Annotated in this window: 15 protein-coding genes and 1 riboswitch; of the genes, 8 read left to right on the forward strand and 7 right to left on the reverse strand. The window is 65.3% G+C overall.

The annotated features are described in order from the left end of the window. Positions 1 to 15 precede the first annotated feature (15 nt). From EOA75_RS14985 to EOA75_RS15015, 7 genes are all read right to left on the reverse strand, one after another. On the reverse strand, positions 16 to 696 hold the full coding sequence (locus EOA75_RS14985; RefSeq protein ID WP_127324554.1) for an NADH-ubiquinone dehydrogenase: 681 nt from the start codon (positions 694 to 696) through the stop codon (positions 16 to 18). Between the two features lie 72 nt (positions 697 to 768). Next, positions 769 to 2,073: an NADH-quinone oxidoreductase subunit NuoF gene (gene nuoF, locus EOA75_RS14990; protein WP_066998771.1), complete on the reverse strand. Its 1,305-nt coding sequence runs from the start codon at positions 2,071 to 2,073 to the stop codon at positions 769 to 771. 10 nt (positions 2,074 to 2,083) lie between these two features. Beyond that, entirely contained in the window at positions 2,084 to 3,388 is a 1,305-nt protein-coding gene (locus tag EOA75_RS14995) for an NADH-quinone oxidoreductase subunit E (RefSeq protein WP_127324555.1), read from the reverse strand. Further along, positions 3,389 to 4,579 (reverse strand): NADH-quinone oxidoreductase subunit D, encoded by a 1,191-nt coding sequence (locus EOA75_RS15000; RefSeq protein ID WP_127324556.1) that lies wholly within the window; start codon positions 4,577 to 4,579, stop codon positions 3,389 to 3,391. A gap of 9 nt (positions 4,580 to 4,588) precedes the next feature. Next, positions 4,589 to 5,194 carry an NADH-quinone oxidoreductase subunit C gene (locus EOA75_RS15005; protein WP_127324557.1) on the reverse strand — a complete coding sequence of 202 codons (606 nt, stop codon included), beginning with the start codon at positions 5,192 to 5,194 and terminating at the stop codon, positions 4,589 to 4,591. A 4-nt stretch (positions 5,195 to 5,198) separates the two neighbouring features. Then, a complete protein-coding gene (locus EOA75_RS15010) occupies positions 5,199 to 5,780 on the reverse strand; it encodes an NADH-quinone oxidoreductase subunit B (RefSeq protein ID WP_013531090.1) in 582 nt (193 codons plus the stop codon). Then, on the reverse strand, positions 5,771 to 6,136 hold the full coding sequence (locus tag EOA75_RS15015) for an NADH-quinone oxidoreductase subunit A (RefSeq protein WP_027169002.1): 366 nt from the start codon (positions 6,134 to 6,136) through the stop codon (positions 5,771 to 5,773). Before EOA75_RS15015 ends, EOA75_RS15010 begins: the two co-directional genes overlap by 10 nt. A gap of 334 nt (positions 6,137 to 6,470) precedes the next feature. Between EOA75_RS15015 and EOA75_RS15020 the strand changes: the two genes are divergently transcribed. The 8 genes from EOA75_RS15020 to EOA75_RS35045 all read left to right on the forward strand — a co-directional run. Next, on the forward strand, positions 6,471 to 7,670 hold the full coding sequence (locus EOA75_RS15020) for a winged helix-turn-helix domain-containing protein (RefSeq protein ID WP_127324558.1): 1,200 nt from the start codon (positions 6,471 to 6,473) through the stop codon (positions 7,668 to 7,670). 29 nt (positions 7,671 to 7,699) lie between these two features. Next, positions 7,700 to 7,899, forward strand: a riboswitch (cobalamin riboswitch). A gap of 37 nt (positions 7,900 to 7,936) precedes the next feature. Then, the gene (locus EOA75_RS15025) at positions 7,937 to 8,365 is read left to right on the forward strand and encodes a DUF1636 family protein (RefSeq protein WP_095826209.1); all 429 of its coding nucleotides are present in this window, start codon (positions 7,937 to 7,939) and stop codon (positions 8,363 to 8,365) included. Between the two features lies 1 nt (position 8,366). Continuing rightward, complete coding sequence (cobW, locus tag EOA75_RS15030) at positions 8,367 to 9,404, forward strand: cobalamin biosynthesis protein CobW (RefSeq protein WP_127324559.1); 1,038 nt, start codon at positions 8,367 to 8,369, stop codon at positions 9,402 to 9,404. Positions 9,405 to 9,421: 17 nt separating this feature from the next. Next, positions 9,422 to 13,018, forward strand: coding sequence for a cobaltochelatase subunit CobN (cobN, locus tag EOA75_RS15035; protein ID WP_127324560.1), 3,597 nt, complete (start codon positions 9,422 to 9,424; stop codon positions 13,016 to 13,018). Further along, positions 13,015 to 14,376: a precorrin-3B synthase gene (gene cobG / locus EOA75_RS15040; RefSeq protein WP_127324561.1), complete on the forward strand. Its 1,362-nt coding sequence runs from the start codon at positions 13,015 to 13,017 to the stop codon at positions 14,374 to 14,376. Before cobN ends, cobG begins: the two co-directional genes overlap by 4 nt. 3 nt (positions 14,377 to 14,379) lie before the next feature. After that, the gene (locus tag EOA75_RS15045; RefSeq protein WP_095779767.1) at positions 14,380 to 15,012 is read left to right on the forward strand and encodes a precorrin-8X methylmutase; all 633 of its coding nucleotides are present in this window, start codon (positions 14,380 to 14,382) and stop codon (positions 15,010 to 15,012) included. Then, positions 15,009 to 15,767: a precorrin-2 C(20)-methyltransferase gene (locus EOA75_RS15050; RefSeq protein WP_095826214.1), complete on the forward strand. Its 759-nt coding sequence runs from the start codon at positions 15,009 to 15,011 to the stop codon at positions 15,765 to 15,767. Before EOA75_RS15045 ends, EOA75_RS15050 begins: the two co-directional genes overlap by 4 nt. Continuing rightward, positions 15,764 to 15,933 (forward strand): SAM-dependent methyltransferase (locus tag EOA75_RS35045; protein ID WP_245466641.1); only part of this gene is annotated, 170 nt, incomplete at its 3' end. The genes EOA75_RS15050 and EOA75_RS35045, both read left to right, overlap by 4 nt.

Raw genomic sequence — 15,933 nt, forward strand, 5'->3', positions numbered from 1 at the left:
CGGCATTTCATCTCACTACTTGGCGGCCAGCGCCGCCGCTTGGCCAGTCCAGTCGTCGCGGCCGACGCGGCCGGCGAGCGACAGGTAATCCTCGACCCAGGCGATCTCTTCCGCGGTCCAGGCAGCGATCTGGTCGTAGGACCAGATGCCAAGACCATTCAGCACCTTCTCCAGCTTCGGCCCGATGCCCGATATCGCCTTCAGGTCGGACGGCTTTGCCGGCTTGTCGATCGCCTTGGGCTGCCTGAAATCTTCCGGCATCAGACCGGTCGCGGCCGTTCCGGCTACCGTGTCGCCTCTCGCGTCGAGCGCCTTCTCAGCGCTGGCGTTCGCCACGATGTCGGTCACATCCCTGGCGAAGGTCTGCGCCTCGGCGATCAGCGTCTCGGTCGCCTTGCGCGCCTTGGACGAATTGTTGGCGGCTTCGGTCCGCGCCTCGAGATCGTCGAGGAACGGCTGGAGCATGCGCTGCGAGGCTTCGACGGCGCCGGAGAACGCGCCCATCCAGACACCCAGGGCATGGTTGGCGAAACCGATGCCTACCGCCGATAGTGCAGCCACGCCCGCGACAGGATGCGCCATCAGGTTGACGGCGCTGGCCATCTCCCTCGGCATCATCTTGGTCAGGTCCGGGTTCATCTTCTCGAGTTCGTCCAAATAAGGCATCAGCGGGTAGGCTATCGAATACGGCGCCATAGACATCTCCTGGTCGTTTCTTCGTACGCCCCGCCCCTGCTTTCCGTCCCGGGCAATGCCCGTCTTGCAAATCTATTCCGCCGCCGCCATCACCGGCTCGACCCGGTGCGCGTTGCGCGAAAACTCGTCGATGCGGCGCTCCACCTCGCCACGGAAATGCCGCATCAGGCCCTGGATCGGCCAGGCCGCGGCATCGCCCAGCGCGCAGATCGTGTGACCTTCCACCTGCTTGGTGACATCGAGCAGCATGTCGATCTCGCGCTTCTGCGCTTCGCCGCGCACCAGCCGTTCCATCACCCGCCACATCCAGCCGGTGCCTTCGCGGCACGGCGTGCACTGGCCGCAGCTCTCATGCTTGTAGAAGTAGGAAAGCCTGGCGATCGCCTTCACGATATCGGTCGACTTGTCCATGACGATGACAGCCGCAGTGCCGAGGCCGGATTTGAGGTCGCGCAGCGCATCGAAATCCATCGGCGCGTCGATGATCTGCTCGGCCGGCACCAGCGGCACCGAAGCGCCGCCCGGGATGACCGCGAGCAGATTGTCCCAGCCGCCGCGAATGCCGCCGCAATGCGTCTCGATCAGTTCGCGGAACGGGATCGACATCGCCTCTTCGAAGGTGCACGGATTGTTGACGTGCCCGGACACGCAGAAGAGCTTGGTGCCGGCATTGTTCGGCCGGCCGAAGGACGAGAACCAGGCAGCACCCCGGCGCAGGATCGTCGGCGCCACGGCGATGGATTCGACGTTGTTGACCGTGGTCGGGCAGCCATAAAGGCCGACATTGGCCGGGAATGGCGGCTTCAGCCGCGGCTGGCCCTTCTTGCCCTCGAGGCTTTCGAGCAGCGCCGTCTCCTCGCCGCAAATATAGGCGCCGGCGCCGTGGTGCATATAGACGTCGAAGTCGTAGCCGGAGGTGTTGTTCTTGCCGATGAGCTTGGCCGCATAAGCCTCGTCGATGGCGCGCTGCAGCGCCTCGCGCTCGCGGATGAACTCGCCGCGCACATAGATGTAAGCAGCGACCGCGCCCATGGCGAAACCGGCGACCAGCGCGCCCTCGACCAGCGTATGCGGATCGTTGCGCAGAATGTCACGGTCCTTGCAGGTGCCGGGCTCGGATTCGTCGGCATTGATGACCAGATAGCTCGGCCGGCCATCGCTCTGCTTGGGCATGAACGACCATTTCAGGCCGGTCGGGAAACCGGCGCCGCCACGGCCGCGCAGGCCGCTCGCCTTCATTTCGTTGATGATCCAGTCGCGTCCCTTGGCGATCAGGCCGGGTGTATCGTCCCACATGCCGCGCGCCTGCGCTCCGGCCAGCGACTTGTCGAACAGGCCGTAGATGTTGGTGAAGATGCGGTCTTTGTCCTGAAGCATTGTTCGTCCCTCAGACCGGCTTCTTGCCGAAGACGCGGATGTACTCGGCGACGCCGCCCTTGGCGAGCGCCTTGGCCTGCTTCACCCAGTCATCGCGCTCGATACGGCCGCGGAAATTGAGATAGCCGTCGACCCATTCGCGCTCGGCCTTCCTCCATGCAGAGACCTGCGCGAAAGTATAAATGCCAAGCGAATGCAGGACGCCTTCGATCTTCGGACCGACACCGGAGATCAGCTTCAGATCGTCGACCGTTGCCGGACGCGCGATCCCGGCCGGGCGGTTCTTGTCCTCGAGCGAAGGCTTGGCCGTCTTGGTCGCAGGTTGCTTCGCTTCCGGCGACTTGAAGGCGGACGCCGGCTCGGCCTTGGCCTTCGGCCCGCTGCGCGGCTTCGAAACCGCCTCGACTTCCGGAGAAGCCTGGTTGGCATTGGCTGCGGAGTGGCGCGGCGCCCTGACGCTGGCCGCCTTCTCGGTGGCGGGCGAAACCTTGACCGGCGACGGTGTCCTTAGTGCCGGACTGGTTTCGGGCGCGTCGGTTTTCGGCTTGCCGGATTTCGATGGCCCGACAGGGGCCGGGGGCGGCGCGGCAGGCGCCTGCGAGACGACGGCGGCGGATGCAGCAGCCGGCGCTGCGGCAGCGGCTTGCCTGGCTGCCTTCGCGGCGGCCTTGGCTTCCTTGTCGCGGGTGGATTTCAGGATTGCCTTCTCGCTCTTCAGCGTCGTCAGGCCCGTGGCCGGCTCCGAACCGGTGCGGCCGTTCTGCGGACCGGGCTTCACCTCGGCGCCTTTGCCGGCTTCATAGAGATCGATGATCTCGGCAAGGCGCTCCGGCGTCAGGTCTTCGAACGTGTCCTTGAAGATCATGACCATCGGCGCGTTGACGCAGGCGCCGAGGCATTCGACCTCCTCCCACGACAGCGTGCCCTTGTCGTTGGTATGGAACTGGTCGTGATGGATCTTAGACCGGCACACATCCATCAGCGCTTCCGAGCCGCGCAGCATGCAGGGCGTGGTGCCGCAGACCTGGATATGGGCGCGGGTGCCGACCGGATTGAGCTGGTATTGCGTGTAGAAGGTCGCGACCTCGAGGCCGCGGATGCGCGGCATGCCGAGCATATCCGAGATCGTCTCGATCGCCGCCTTCGTCACCCAGCCTTCCTGTTCCTGAGCGATCATGAGCAACGGGATGATGGCCGACTGCTCGCGTCCCTTTGGGTATTTGGCGATCCACTGCTGTGCCGCCGCGGCGTTCGCCTCGTTGAAGGCGAAGGAGGCTGGCTGGACGCTGGCATCTGCGAGACGGCGGACTGACATTTAGCGATCGACCTCACCAAACACGATGTCGAGGGAGCCAAGCACGGCGGTGACGTCGGCCAGCATGTGGCCGCGGCACAGGAAATCCATGGCCTGCAGATGCGCAAAACCCGGCGCGCGCAGCTTGCAGCGATAGGGCTTATTGGTGCCGTCGGAGACGAGATAGACGCCGAACTCGCCCTTCGGCGCCTCGACAGCCGCATAGACCTCGCCGGCCGGCACGCGATAGCCCTCGGTATAGAGCTTGAAATGATGGATGAGCGCTTCCATCGAGCGCTTCATCGCCGAGCGCTTCGGCGGCACCACCTTGCCGTCGAGGTTCGACACCGGTCCGGCGCTCTCCTTGCCGAGCAGAAGTTCGACGCACTGGCGCATGATCTTGGCCGATTGGCGCATCTCTTCCATGCGCACGAGATAGCGGTCGTAGCAGTCGCCGTTCTTGCCGATCGGGATGTCGAAATCCATCTCGGAATAGCATTCATAGGGCTGCGCCTTGCGCAGGTCCCAGGCCGCGCCCGAGCCGCGCACCATCACGCCCGAAAAACCCCAGGCCCAGGCGTCGGCGAGCGACACCGTGCCGATGTCGACATTGCGCTGCTTGAAGATGCGGTTGCCGGTGAGCAAGGCATCAAGGTCGTCGACCGACTTCAGGAACGGATCGATCCACTTGCCGATATCCTCGATCAGCCTCTGCGGCAGGTCCTGATGCACGCCGCCTGGCCGGAAGTAGGCCGCATGCATGCGCGAGCCGGAGGCGCGCTCATAAAACACCATCAGCTTCTCGCGCTCGACGAAGCCCCACAGAGGCGGCGTCAGCGCGCCGACGTCCATCGCCTGCGTCGTCACATTGAGGATGTGCGACATGATGCGGCCCATTTCGGAATAGAGCACGCGGATCAGCTGGCCGCGCTTCGGCACGTCGATGCCGAGCAGGCGCTCGGCCGCGAGCGCGAAGGCATGCTCCTGGTTCATCGGCGCGCAATAGTCGAGCCGATCGAGATAGGGCACCGCCTGCAGATAGGTCTTGGCCTCGATCAGCTTCTCGGTACCGCGATGCAGCAGGCCGATATGCGGATCGACGCGGTCGACCACCTCGCCGTCCAGCTCCAGCACGAGACGCAAAACGCCGTGCGCAGCAGGGTGTTGAGGCCCAAAGTTAATGTTAAAATTGCGGACGGAGGTTTCAGCCATTGTGGCGCCTCAATTTGGCTTCGCCTTTTCATCGCCCGGAAGGACGTAATCCGTTCCCTCCCATGGGCTCAAAAAGTCAAAGTTTCTAAATTCCTGCTTCAATTCCACCGGCTCATAGATGACTCGCTTGGCCTCGTCGTCGTATCGAACCTCGACGAAGCCGGTCAGCGGGAAATCCTTGCGCAGCGGATGCCCTTCAAAGCCGTAGTCGGTGAGGATGCGGCGCAGGTCCGGATGGCCGGAGAAGAGCACGCCGTAGAGATCATAGGTCTCGCGCTCGAACCAGTCGGCGCCGGGATAGACGCCGGTCAGCGACGGCACCAGCGTCTCCTCGTCGGCCTGGACCTTGAGGCGGATGCGGACGTTCTGCTTCGGCGACAACAGGTGGTAGACGACGTCGAAGCGCTTGGCACGCGACGGATAGTCGGCGCCGCAAATGTCGATGATCGAGACGAACTGGCAGCGCGGGTCGTCGCGCAGGAAGGTCGCGACCTCGGTCAAGTTGCCCGGCTCGAGGCAAACCGTCAGTTCGCCATAAGCAAGCACCGTTTCGCCGATGCGGCCGGAGAGCTTCTCGCCGAGATAGGTGGAGAGTTCGTGCAACGCCAAGGCCATTGGTTCACCGTTCGATCGTGCCGGTGCGGCGGATCTTCTTCTGCAACAGGAGAATGCCGTAGAGCAGCGCTTCGGCGCTCGGCGGGCAGCCGGGGACATAGATGTCGACCGGCACGATGCGGTCGCAGCCGCGCACCACCGAATAGGAATAGTGATAATAGCCGCCGCCATTGGCGCACGAACCCATCGAGATGACGTAGCGCGGCTCCGGCATCTGGTCGTAGACCTTGCGCAGCGCCGGCGCCATCTTGTTGGTCAGTGTACCCGCGACGATCATGATATCGGACTGGCGCGGAGACGCGCGCGGCGCGACGCCGAACCTCTCCGAGTCATAGCGCGGCATCGAGGTGTGGATCATCTCGACCGCGCAGCAGGCGAGACCGAAGGTCATGAACATCAGCGAGCCGCTGCGCGCCCAAGTGATCAGCGCCTCGGTCGAGGTGACAAGGAAGCCCTTGTCGGCCAGCTCATTATTGATCTCGAGGAAGAAGGGATCGTCCTCCCCCACCGGCCTGCCGGTGTTGGGATCGATGATGCCCTTGGGCTTCGGCGCGACGAGGGTGCCTGAACTGTCGTTCAATCCCATTCCAGCGCTCCTTTTTTCCATTCATAGGCAAAGCCGATGGTCAGCACCGCCAGGAACACCATCATCGACCAGAAGCCGAGCATGCCGAGCTTGGAGAAGGACACCGCCCACGGGAACAGGAAGGCGACCTCGAGATCGAAGATGATGAACAGGATCGACACCAGGTAGAAGCGGATGTCGAACTTCATGCGGGCGTCGTCGAATGAGTTGAACCCGCATTCATAGGCGGAAAGCTTTTCCGGATCGGGATTGCGGTAGGCAACCAGGAACGGCGCAACGATCAGCGCCAGGCCGACGACCATCGCCACTGCGATGAAGAGCACGATGGGCAGATACGAACTTAGGAGTGCGCTCATGCGGCGACTTTCCTTCGGCGGCCAGTTCACTTTGATTACAGCAACGGACTCTAAGGCGGAAGCGTGACAGTTTAACCCGCTGAACCGTTTTAGGTGGCCTATGCTGCGACGCGGCGAGGGTTAGCGCAGCGGTTTCGGCGACGCAAGTCAAACCTTCTTCAAAATCCGGCCCTGGACGCCATATCGGAAGAAACTGGTCCGATCCGCTCCTGTTTGATTTCCTTCATGTTTTACTCCACTTTTCTATCCTGACATATCTCCCGCCATTTGCCTGCTAGCATGGCCGGAATCACCGACTGGAAACCCCGGCAAAGGATCAGGGCAAGGTAGCTGGATGAAAGAAAAGATCTCGCTCGCCGCAGCAAGGCGCATTGCGCTCGGCGCGCAGGGTTTTACCGATGCGCGGCCGGCCGGCACGCCCGATCGTCGCCATCTCGCCCGCGTGCTTTCCAGAACTGGCCTGCTGCAGATCGATTCCGTCAGCGCCGTGGTGCGCGCCCACTATATGCCGCTCTATTCGCGCCTCGGCCCCTACCCGCTTGCGCTGCTCGACAACGCGGCCGTCACGCGCAAGCGAACCGTCTTCGAATACTGGGCCCATGAGGCTTCCTTCCTGCCCGTCGAGACCTATCCGTTGATGCGCTGGCGCATGCAGCGGGCCGAGAAAGGCGAGGAAATGTATCTCGGCCTCGCCAAATGGGGCCGCGAGCGCAAGGCGATGATCGAGGAGATCTACGGGCAAGTCGCGGAACGCGGGCCGATCGCCGCCTCCGACATCGAAGGCCACAAGGGCAATGGCGGATGGTGGGGCTGGAGCGAGGCCAAGCACGCTTTCGAATGGCTGTTCTGGGCCGGGCGCATCACCACCGCCTACCGGCGAGGATTCGAGCGCTATTACGACCTGCCCGAGCGGGTTCTGCCGCAGGCCATCCTCGACCTGCCGGTGCCCTCGGTCGAGGACGCGCATCGCGAATTGCTGCGCATTTCCGCCCGCGCCCATGGCATCGCAACCTATGGCGATCTGCGTGACTATTTCCGCCTGGCGCCTGGCGATACGAGAGCCAGGATCGAGGAACTGGTCGAGATGGGCGAACTGCTGCCGGTGAAGGTCGAAGGCTGGGACAAGCCCGCCTATCTCCACAAGGACGCCCGCTTTCCGCGCCGCATCGAGGCCCGCGCCCTGCTCGCGCCCTTCGATCCGGTGGTATTCGAACGCACCCGGACGGAAAAACTCTTCGGCTTCCGCTACCGCATCGAGATCTACACGCCGGCCGAGAAGCGCCAGTACGGCTACTACGTGCTGCCTTTCCTGCTCGGCGACCGGATCGTTGCCCGGGTCGATCTGAGAGCCGACCGCCCGGCCGGCGTACTGCGCGTCCATGCGGCTTTTGCCGAAGCCGGCGCTCCCGCCGAAACAGCCGCACAGCTCTTCGATGAGTTGAAACAGATGCAGGCATGGCTCGGCTTGGAAACCATCGAGGTGACGCCGGGCGGCGACCTTGGGCCGGCGTTGACCGACATTTCGGTGTCGTAGCCGCGCGTTGACATGCGAGCACCTCTAAGCCTAAATCCGCCGCAGACGGTCTCCTCCCGGCAAGGGGAGGAGCCAAGAGGGAATGCGGTGCGGGAAAACCCAAATCCGCGGCTGTCCCCGCAACTGTGAGCGACGAGCCTCAGCCGAAAACCACTGGGATGTTCCCGGGAAGGCGGCGCAAGGCGACGACCCGCGAGCCAGGAGACCTGCCGTCTGAGACATGAGAATCCGATCGCTCGGCGGGTTTTCCGGGCAAGGAGCCTGTTTTGGATCGCAACGTCAGTTTTCCGGCTAATACCGCGGACATTTCGTCCGAACCTCGCGACGCGCTATCGGAAGTGACCGTCATCGTCTGCTCCTCCTGCCGCGATGAGACCGGTTCGGACGCGCATCCGCGTGCCGGCGCCCTCCTTGCCGAAGACGCGCGCCGCGCCGCGCCGGACGAGAAAATCCGCATCCGCACCGTCGAGTGTCTCGGCAATTGCAAACGCCGCCTGAGCGCGGCGCTGCTGCGCGACGGCTGCTGGAGCTATGTCTTCGGTGACCTGGAAACGACCAGCGGCGCCGACCTCGTCACCGGCGCAAAGCTCTTTGCCACCTCGACCGACGGCCTCATCCCCTGGCGAGGCCGGCCCGATTCCCTCAAGCGCGGCCTGGTTGCCCGCCTCCCTCCCCTCGACCTGCTGAAGGACTGACATGACCGCATCCCTCTCCCGTGTTCCCTGCACTGTCGTCACCGGCTTTCTCGGCGCCGGCAAGACCACGCTGATCCGCAACCTGCTCGAAAACGCCAAGGGCAAGCGGCTGGCGATCATCGTTAACGAATTCGGTGATGTCGGCATCGACGGCGAGATCCTGAAAGGCTGCGGCATCGACACCTGCCCAGAGGAAAATATCGTCGAGCTCGCCAATGGCTGCATCTGCTGCACCGTCGCCGACGATTTCGTGCCGGCGCTCGACCAGATCCTGTCGCGCACGCCGAAGGTCGACCACATCCTGATCGAAACCTCCGGCCTCGCTTTGCCGAAGCCGCTCGTCCAGGCCTTCCAGTGGCCGACGGTGAAGAGCCGCGTCACGGTCGATGGCGTCATCGCGGTGGTCGACGGTCCGGCGCTGGCCGACGGCCGCGTCGCCTCCGACATGGACGCCCTGCAGGCGCAGCGCGCCGCCGACGATTCCCTCGACCACGATGATCCGGTCGAAGAGGTGTTCGAGGACCAGATCGCCTGCGCCGACCTCATCATCCTGTCGAAGAGCGATCTGATGGACGCGGCGGGCTCAGTCCGCGCCAATGCCGTTATCGGCGAGCACGTGGCGCGCGCGGTCAAGGTCGTGCCGACCGCACAGGGCAAGGTCGACCCGTCGGTGCTGCTCGGTCTTGGCCTCGCCGTCGAGGACGACATCGAGAACCGCAAGACCCATCACGATGACGAGCTCGACCATGAGCATGACGATTTCGACTCCTTCGTCCTCGATATCCCGTCCATCGCCAGTCCGGATGAGCTGGCAAAGCGCGTCGCTCTCGCCGCCGAGCAGGAAAACGTTCTGCGCGTCAAAGGCTTTGTCGAGGTGGGCGGCAAGCCGATGCGGCTGCTGCTCCAAGCCGTCGGCCCGCGCGTCAATCACTATTACGACCGCGCCTGGACGCCGGACGACGACCGCCGATCGCGGCTCGTCGTCATCGGCCTCAAGGGGCTGAACCGCCCGGCGATCGAGCGTATCCTCGCCGGCTGAGGCAAGACCGAACCGCGATGCACATCCTCACCACGACATCCGCCTCGCTCGACGATCTCGCCGAGCCGATCGACCTCAGGCAGACGCCTGCGGATGTCGTGGCCCTGTCCTTCACCGACAGCGATCTCGCCGGCCTCGCCGCTGCGTGGAAGGCCGACGCCGCGCGGCTGCCGTCGATGCGGCTGGCAGCACTTCGCGATCTCCGCCATCCGATGTCGGTGGACCTCTGGATCGACAGCGTTGCCCGTCACGCCAAGGTGGTCCTCGTCCGCATCCTGGGCGGCTACGACTGGTGGCGCTATGGCTCCGACCAGCTCGCCGCGGTCGCACGCGAGCGCGGCATCAAGCTGGCGCTGCTGCCGGGCGAAAGCCATGACGAGGACCAGCGGCTGATCGAAGCCTCGACCCTGCCGCGCGCCGAACTCGACGCCCTGCTCGGCTATTTCCGCGAAGGCGGCCCGGCGAACATGAGCGCGCTGGTGCAAAGACTGGCAAGGCTCGCCGGGTCGGATACGGCCGTGGCCGAGCCGGTGAGCGTGCCGAAGGCAGGGTACTATCAACCAGGAATCGGAGTTGTCGCGAAATCAGTCTTCTTGAACGTCGGCGATCCGTCACACCTCCCTCTGTCCGGCAGGAGAGAGGGGGGTGTGGCGGAGCTCAACATCGACAGCGTCGGTGCCCCCGTCATCCCCATCCTCTTCTACCGCTCGATGCTGCTTGCCGCGGACGTCGCGCCAATCGATGCACTCGCAGATGCCCTTCGCTCGCAGGGCATGACGCCAATGCCGATCTTTGTTTCGAGCCTCAAGGACCCGGTATCGCTGGCTTTCGTCGAAACCGCCATCGCCTCGCTGAACCCGTCCGCGATCGTCACTGCAACCGCCTTCGCCTCCGGTGCCGAGCCGGGTGCCGAAACGCTCTTCGACCGTGCCGGCGTGCCCGTGTTCCAGGTCATCGTCGCCACGACCCGGCGCGAAGTCTGGGAGAAAAACCAGCGCGGCCTGGCGCCCGCCGACCTTGCCATGCATGTCGTGCTGCCCGAGCTCGATGGCCGTATCCTCGCCGGCGCGATTTCCTTCAAGGGCGAGATTGACACCGATCCGGCGCTGGCCTTCCGCGCCTTGGCCAACCGTCCCGAGGCGGATCGCGTCGCCCAGGTCGCCGCCCGCATCGCCGCCTTCCTCCGCCTTCAACGGACGCAGCGGGCGGAACGCAAGCTGGCGATCCTGATTCCGGATTATCCAAGCGCGCCCGGACGTACAGGCTATGCCGTCGGCCTCGACGTTCCGTCGAGTGTGCTCGCCATGCTGCACGACCTCAAGGAACAGGGCTATGCGGTTGATGGGATTCCACAATCGCCACGCGGGCTGCTGGATGTGTTGGAGGTGGGTGGACTTGGTCTCACCTTACAGGAATATCTCGCCTTTTCGGCAGCGCTTCCCGAAGGTGCACGCGACACGGTTGAGGCAGCATGGGGAAGAGCCAACGACAAAGCTCACGTCAATGCGCCCCCCTCTGTCCTGCCGGACATCTCCCCCTCTAGGGGGGAGATTGCGCCTGCATCGATGCTTTCGCCAATCATCAACGCTGGAGGAGAAACGCCGTCAGCGAAACTGCCAATCTCCCCCCTTGAGGGGGAGATGTCCGGCAGGACAGAGGGGGGTGTTCAAGCGCCTCCTTCCGCAAGCTTCCCCTTCCGCGCCGCCGCCTTCGGCAACGTCACCGTGGCGCTGGCCCCCGACCGTGGCCGCTCCGCAGACCGCCGCGCCGACTACCATGACCCGACCCTTCCCCCGCGCCACGAGTTGATCGCCTTCGGCCTGTGGTTGCAAAAGTCGCTCGGCGTCCACGCCATCGTCCATGTCGGCGCGCATGGCACGCTCGAATGGCTTCCCGGCAAGACGGTCGCGCTCTCCGACAACTGCTTCCCTGAGATCGTCACCGGCTCTCTGCCCGTCATCTATCCTTTCATCGTCTCCAATCCCGGCGAGGCGGCGCAGGCCAAGCGCCGCATCTCGGCCGTCACGCTCGGTCACCTGCCGCCGCCGCTGACCGGCGCCGGGCTCGACGAGGCGCAACAGAGGCTTGAGCGGCTGGTCGACGAATACGCACAAGCCGACGGGCTCGACCGCCGCCGCCGCGACCGTCTGGCCAGGCTCATCGTCGAGACAGCGGAGAAATCCGGGCTGGCTGCCGAAGCCGGAGTTGCCGGAACCGATGTGCCGGACGAGGCGCTGCGCCGCATCGACGCGTGGCTGTGCGACCTCAAGGATTTTGCCGTCAAGGACGGGCTGCATGTCTATGGCCGCGCGCCGGAAGAAGAGGCCGATCCACTGCGCCGCCAAAGCGCCGAGACCGAAAAAGACGCCCTGCTCGCTGCGCTCGACGGGCGTCACATCAAGGCCGGACCGGCAGGCGCGCCGGCGCGCGGTCCTTCCGATGTCCTGCCCACCGGCCGCAACCTTTTCACCTCCGATCCGCGCACCATGCCGACGTCGACGGCCTATGATCTCGGGCAGGCGGCGGCGGAAGAAGTCGTGCGCAGCTACATGCAGAGCCATGGCGACTGGCCGCGCTCGTTGGTCATCGACCTCTGGGGCTCCGCCTCGTTGCGCACCGGCGGCGAGGAGATCGCGCAAGGCCTGGCGCTGATGGGCTGCCGGCCGCAATGGGATGCCGCAACGGGCCGCGTCACCGGCATCGAGGTGATGCCGCCGGCCGCCCTCGGCCGCCCGCGCGTCGACGTCACCTGGCGCATCTCCGGCCTGTTTCGCGATATGTTCCCGACCCAGATCGCGCTGATCGGCGCCGCCGCCAGCGCCGTCGCCGGTCGCGACGAGGACGATTCGGAAAATCCGCTTGCCGCCGCGGCCCGTGCCCAAGGCAAAATTGGTCCGCGCATTTTCGGCACCTCGCCCGGCACTTACGGCGCCGGAGTCGAGGAATTGCTGTCGCGCGGCGAATGGAGCGCGCGCGAAGAGATCGGCCGCGCCTATCTCGAAGCAACCTCGCATGCCTATGGCGGCGCCGACGGTGAGGCCATCTCCGCGCCCGGCGTCTTCGAGGGCCGCATCGCCGACGCGGACCTGCTTGTCCACACCGGCGACGACCCGGGCCGCGACATCCTCGAAGGTTCGGCCGATGTCGCCTTCATTGGCGGGTTTTCGGCCGCACTTGCCGCGCTTGGCAGGAATGCCGATGTCATCGTGCTCGACACGACTGACCCTAAGAAGCCGAGGCCGCGATCGGTCGGCGAAGCGGTGTCGCGCGTGGTGCGGGCCCGCGCCGTCAATCCGCGCTTCATTGCCGGGCAGATGCGCCACGGCCCCCGCGGCGCCTCGGAATTCGCCGAGACGGTCGACCGCCTGGTCGGCTTCGCCGAGACCACGCATGCCATATCGGGCGCGCTGATCGAGGCGGTGCACGACGCCTATATCGGTGATGCGGAAGTCCGAGCCTTCTTGCTGCGCGAAAATCCCGCCGCCGCGAAGGTCATCGCTGAGCGATTCCTGGCTGCGCGACGGCGCGGTCTCTGGTATCCGCTCAGGAATTCCATCGACGACGATCTCACGGCCTTGATCGCCGAGGCGCAGGCAAGCGGGGTGGCGGCATGAACGCCTTCTCGCGCCGCGGCGCCTGCCCTGCTTTGTCCGCACCGATGCAGACCGGCGACGGCCTGCTGGTGCGGCTCAATCCGGTTGCTGGAGGGCTTGCGCCCAAGTCGCTGATCGGTCTCTGCGAATCCGCCTTGCGCCACGGCAACGGCATCATGGAAGTGACCGCTCGCGGTAGCCTGCAGATCCGGGGCCTGACCGCAGACAGCGCTGGGCTGCTGGCGGCGGAAGTGGATGCGCTGGGCATTGCCATGCGGACGGGCGTGCCGGTGGAGACCGGGCCGCTCGCGGGTATCGACCCGCAGGAGATTGCAGATTCGCGCCCCGTGGCCGATCGGATCAGGCTGGCTATTGAAGAGGCGGGGCTGACGCCACGGCTGGGGCCGAAGGTGTCGGTAGTTGTCGACGGCGGCGGGGAGTTGGCTGTGGATGCGCTGACGGCTGACGTGCGGCTGAAGGCGGTGCGGACTGTGGCCGGCGTCCAGTGGAGCGTGTCGGTTGCCGGTGACAGCCAAAGCGCGAAGTCACTCGCCACTGTTGACGAGGATACGGCACGCAACATCGCGGTGGCTGCACTAAGGATGGTGGCCGAAAAAGGCCGCGAGGCGCACACGCGGGAATTGTCGGAGCGGCAGTTGGCTTCTCTCGCAGGCTGGCATTCCTTCGCGCCCCCCTCTGTCCTGCCGGACATGTCCGGCAGGACAGAGGGGGGCGCCGTAGAGCGCCATCGCTCACCGATCGGCCTCTTTGACCTACGCGAAGGTCAAGCCCTCGGCATTGGCCTGCCCTTCGGAAGCATGCCGGCCCAGAACCTCATCGACCTCGCCGCCCAGGCTTCAGATCTGGGCTCGACCGAAATCCGCCTGGCCCCAGGCCGCGCCCTGCTTTTCCTCGGCCTCACCGCATCCGCCTGCCCTCCCCTCCAAGCCTCCGCCGCCGCCCTCGGCTTCGTCACCAAGGCCGCCGATCCGCGCACCCGCATTGCCGCCTGCCCCGGAGCGCCCGCCTGCGCTTCCGGCCGCATCGCCACCCGCGCCATCGCCGAAAAAATGGCAACGGAAAGCCCCGACCTCCTCGATGCCTCCCTCACCCTCCACATTTCCGGCTGCGCCAAGGGCTGCGCCCATCCCGGCCCAGCGGGCCTCACCCTGGTCGGCGACGAAAACGGAGCCGGACTTGTCGTGGACGGGACGGCAAAGGCCCTTCCTGCCGGATACAGGCCGGGCTATGACGCCGCGCGCGGGGTCGCCGGCATTGCGGCGGCGATCCGAAACGCACGGCATCCCGGCGAGACTGCCGCCGCTTGCCTCACAAGGCTCGGCGCGACTGAGATCGCCGAACTCTATCGACGGAACTGAAGAATGGCCGCCTACGACTATATCCATGACGGGATGGCGATCTACGAGCGCTCTTTCGCCATCATCCGCGCCGAGGCGGACTTGTCGCGCTTTTCCGAGACAGAGGCCGATGTCGCGATCCGCATGATCCACGCCTGCGGCCAGGTCGAGGCAGCCAGCCAGTTCGTGTTCTCCAGCGGTTTCGTTGAAGCGGCCCGTGCCGCCCTTGCCGCCGGGGCGCCGATCTTCTGCGATGCCGAGATGGTCGCCCACGGCATCACCCGTGCCCGCCTGCCGGCCGGAAACGAGGTGATCTGCACGCTGCGCGACCCGCGCACCGTCGATATCGCCAAGGAAATCGGCAACACGCGCTCGGCCGCCGCTATCGACCTTTGGAGCGAGCGCATGGCAGGTTCGGTGGTCGCCATCGGCAACGCACCGACCGCGCTGTTCTATCTGCTCGAAAAACTGCGCGACGGCGCGCCAAAGCCGGCCGCCATCATCGGCATGCCGGTTGGTTTCGTCGGTGCTGCCGAATCCAAGGATGCACTGGCGGAAAACTCCTACGGCGTACCTTACGCCATCGTGCGCGGCAGGCTGGGCGGCAGCGCCATGACGGCCGCAGCACTCAACGCATTGGCGAGGCCAGGCCTGTGAACGCTTTCCCCAAAGGCCGGCTCGTCGGCGTCGGCACCGGTCCCGGCGATCCGGAGCTGTTGACGCTGAAAGCCGCGCGGGCATTGGCTGAAGCGAATGTCGTCGCCTATTTCGCCAAGCGCGGCAACAACAGCAACGCGCGCGCCATCGTCGAGGCGCGCTTTCGCCCGGATATGGTCGAGCTGCCCTTGCTCTATCCGGTGACGACCGAGATCGACAAGGATCACGACGACTATCGCTCGCAGATCACCGATTTCTACGAGCGGTCCGCCGAACAGGTCGCCGGGCATCTCGGCGCCGGCAAGATGGTGGCCGTGCTGTCGGAGGGCGATCCGCTTTTCTACGGCTCCTATATGCATCTGCACGTGCGCCTCTCGCACCGATTCCCGACCGAAGTCATTCCCGGTATCACCGCCATGTCCGGCTGTTGGTCGGCGACCGGCCTGCCGATCGTCCAGGGCGACGATGTGCTGACCGTGCTTCCCGGCACGATGAGCGAGTTCGAGCTGACGCGACGGCTGGCCGATACCGATGCCGCCGTCATCATGAAGGTCGGCCGCAACCTGCCGAAGATCCGCCGCGCGCTGGAAGCGACCGGCAAGCTGACGAAGGCCGTCTATGTCGAGCGCGGCACCATGCCGGGCAGCGTGTCGATGCGGCTCGCGGAAAAGCCGGACGACAAGGCCCCCTATTTCGCCATCGTGCTGGTCGCCGGCTGGTCGGCGCGTCCCGGAGTTCCCGGAGCCAAGCCTTGAGCGGCCGCCTCACCGTGATCGGCCTCGGCCCCGGCAATGCCGATCAGGTCACGCCGGAGGCGATCCGCGCCGTGACGGAGGCTTCCTTCTTCTATGGCTACAAGCCCTATCTCGACCGGCTCGAGCTGCGACAGGACCAGACCCGCATCGCCTCCGACAATCGCGA

It is taken from the genome of Mesorhizobium sp. M1A.F.Ca.IN.022.07.1.1 (assembly GCF_003997575.1).
GTDB lineage: Bacteria > Pseudomonadota > Alphaproteobacteria > Rhizobiales > Rhizobiaceae > Mesorhizobium.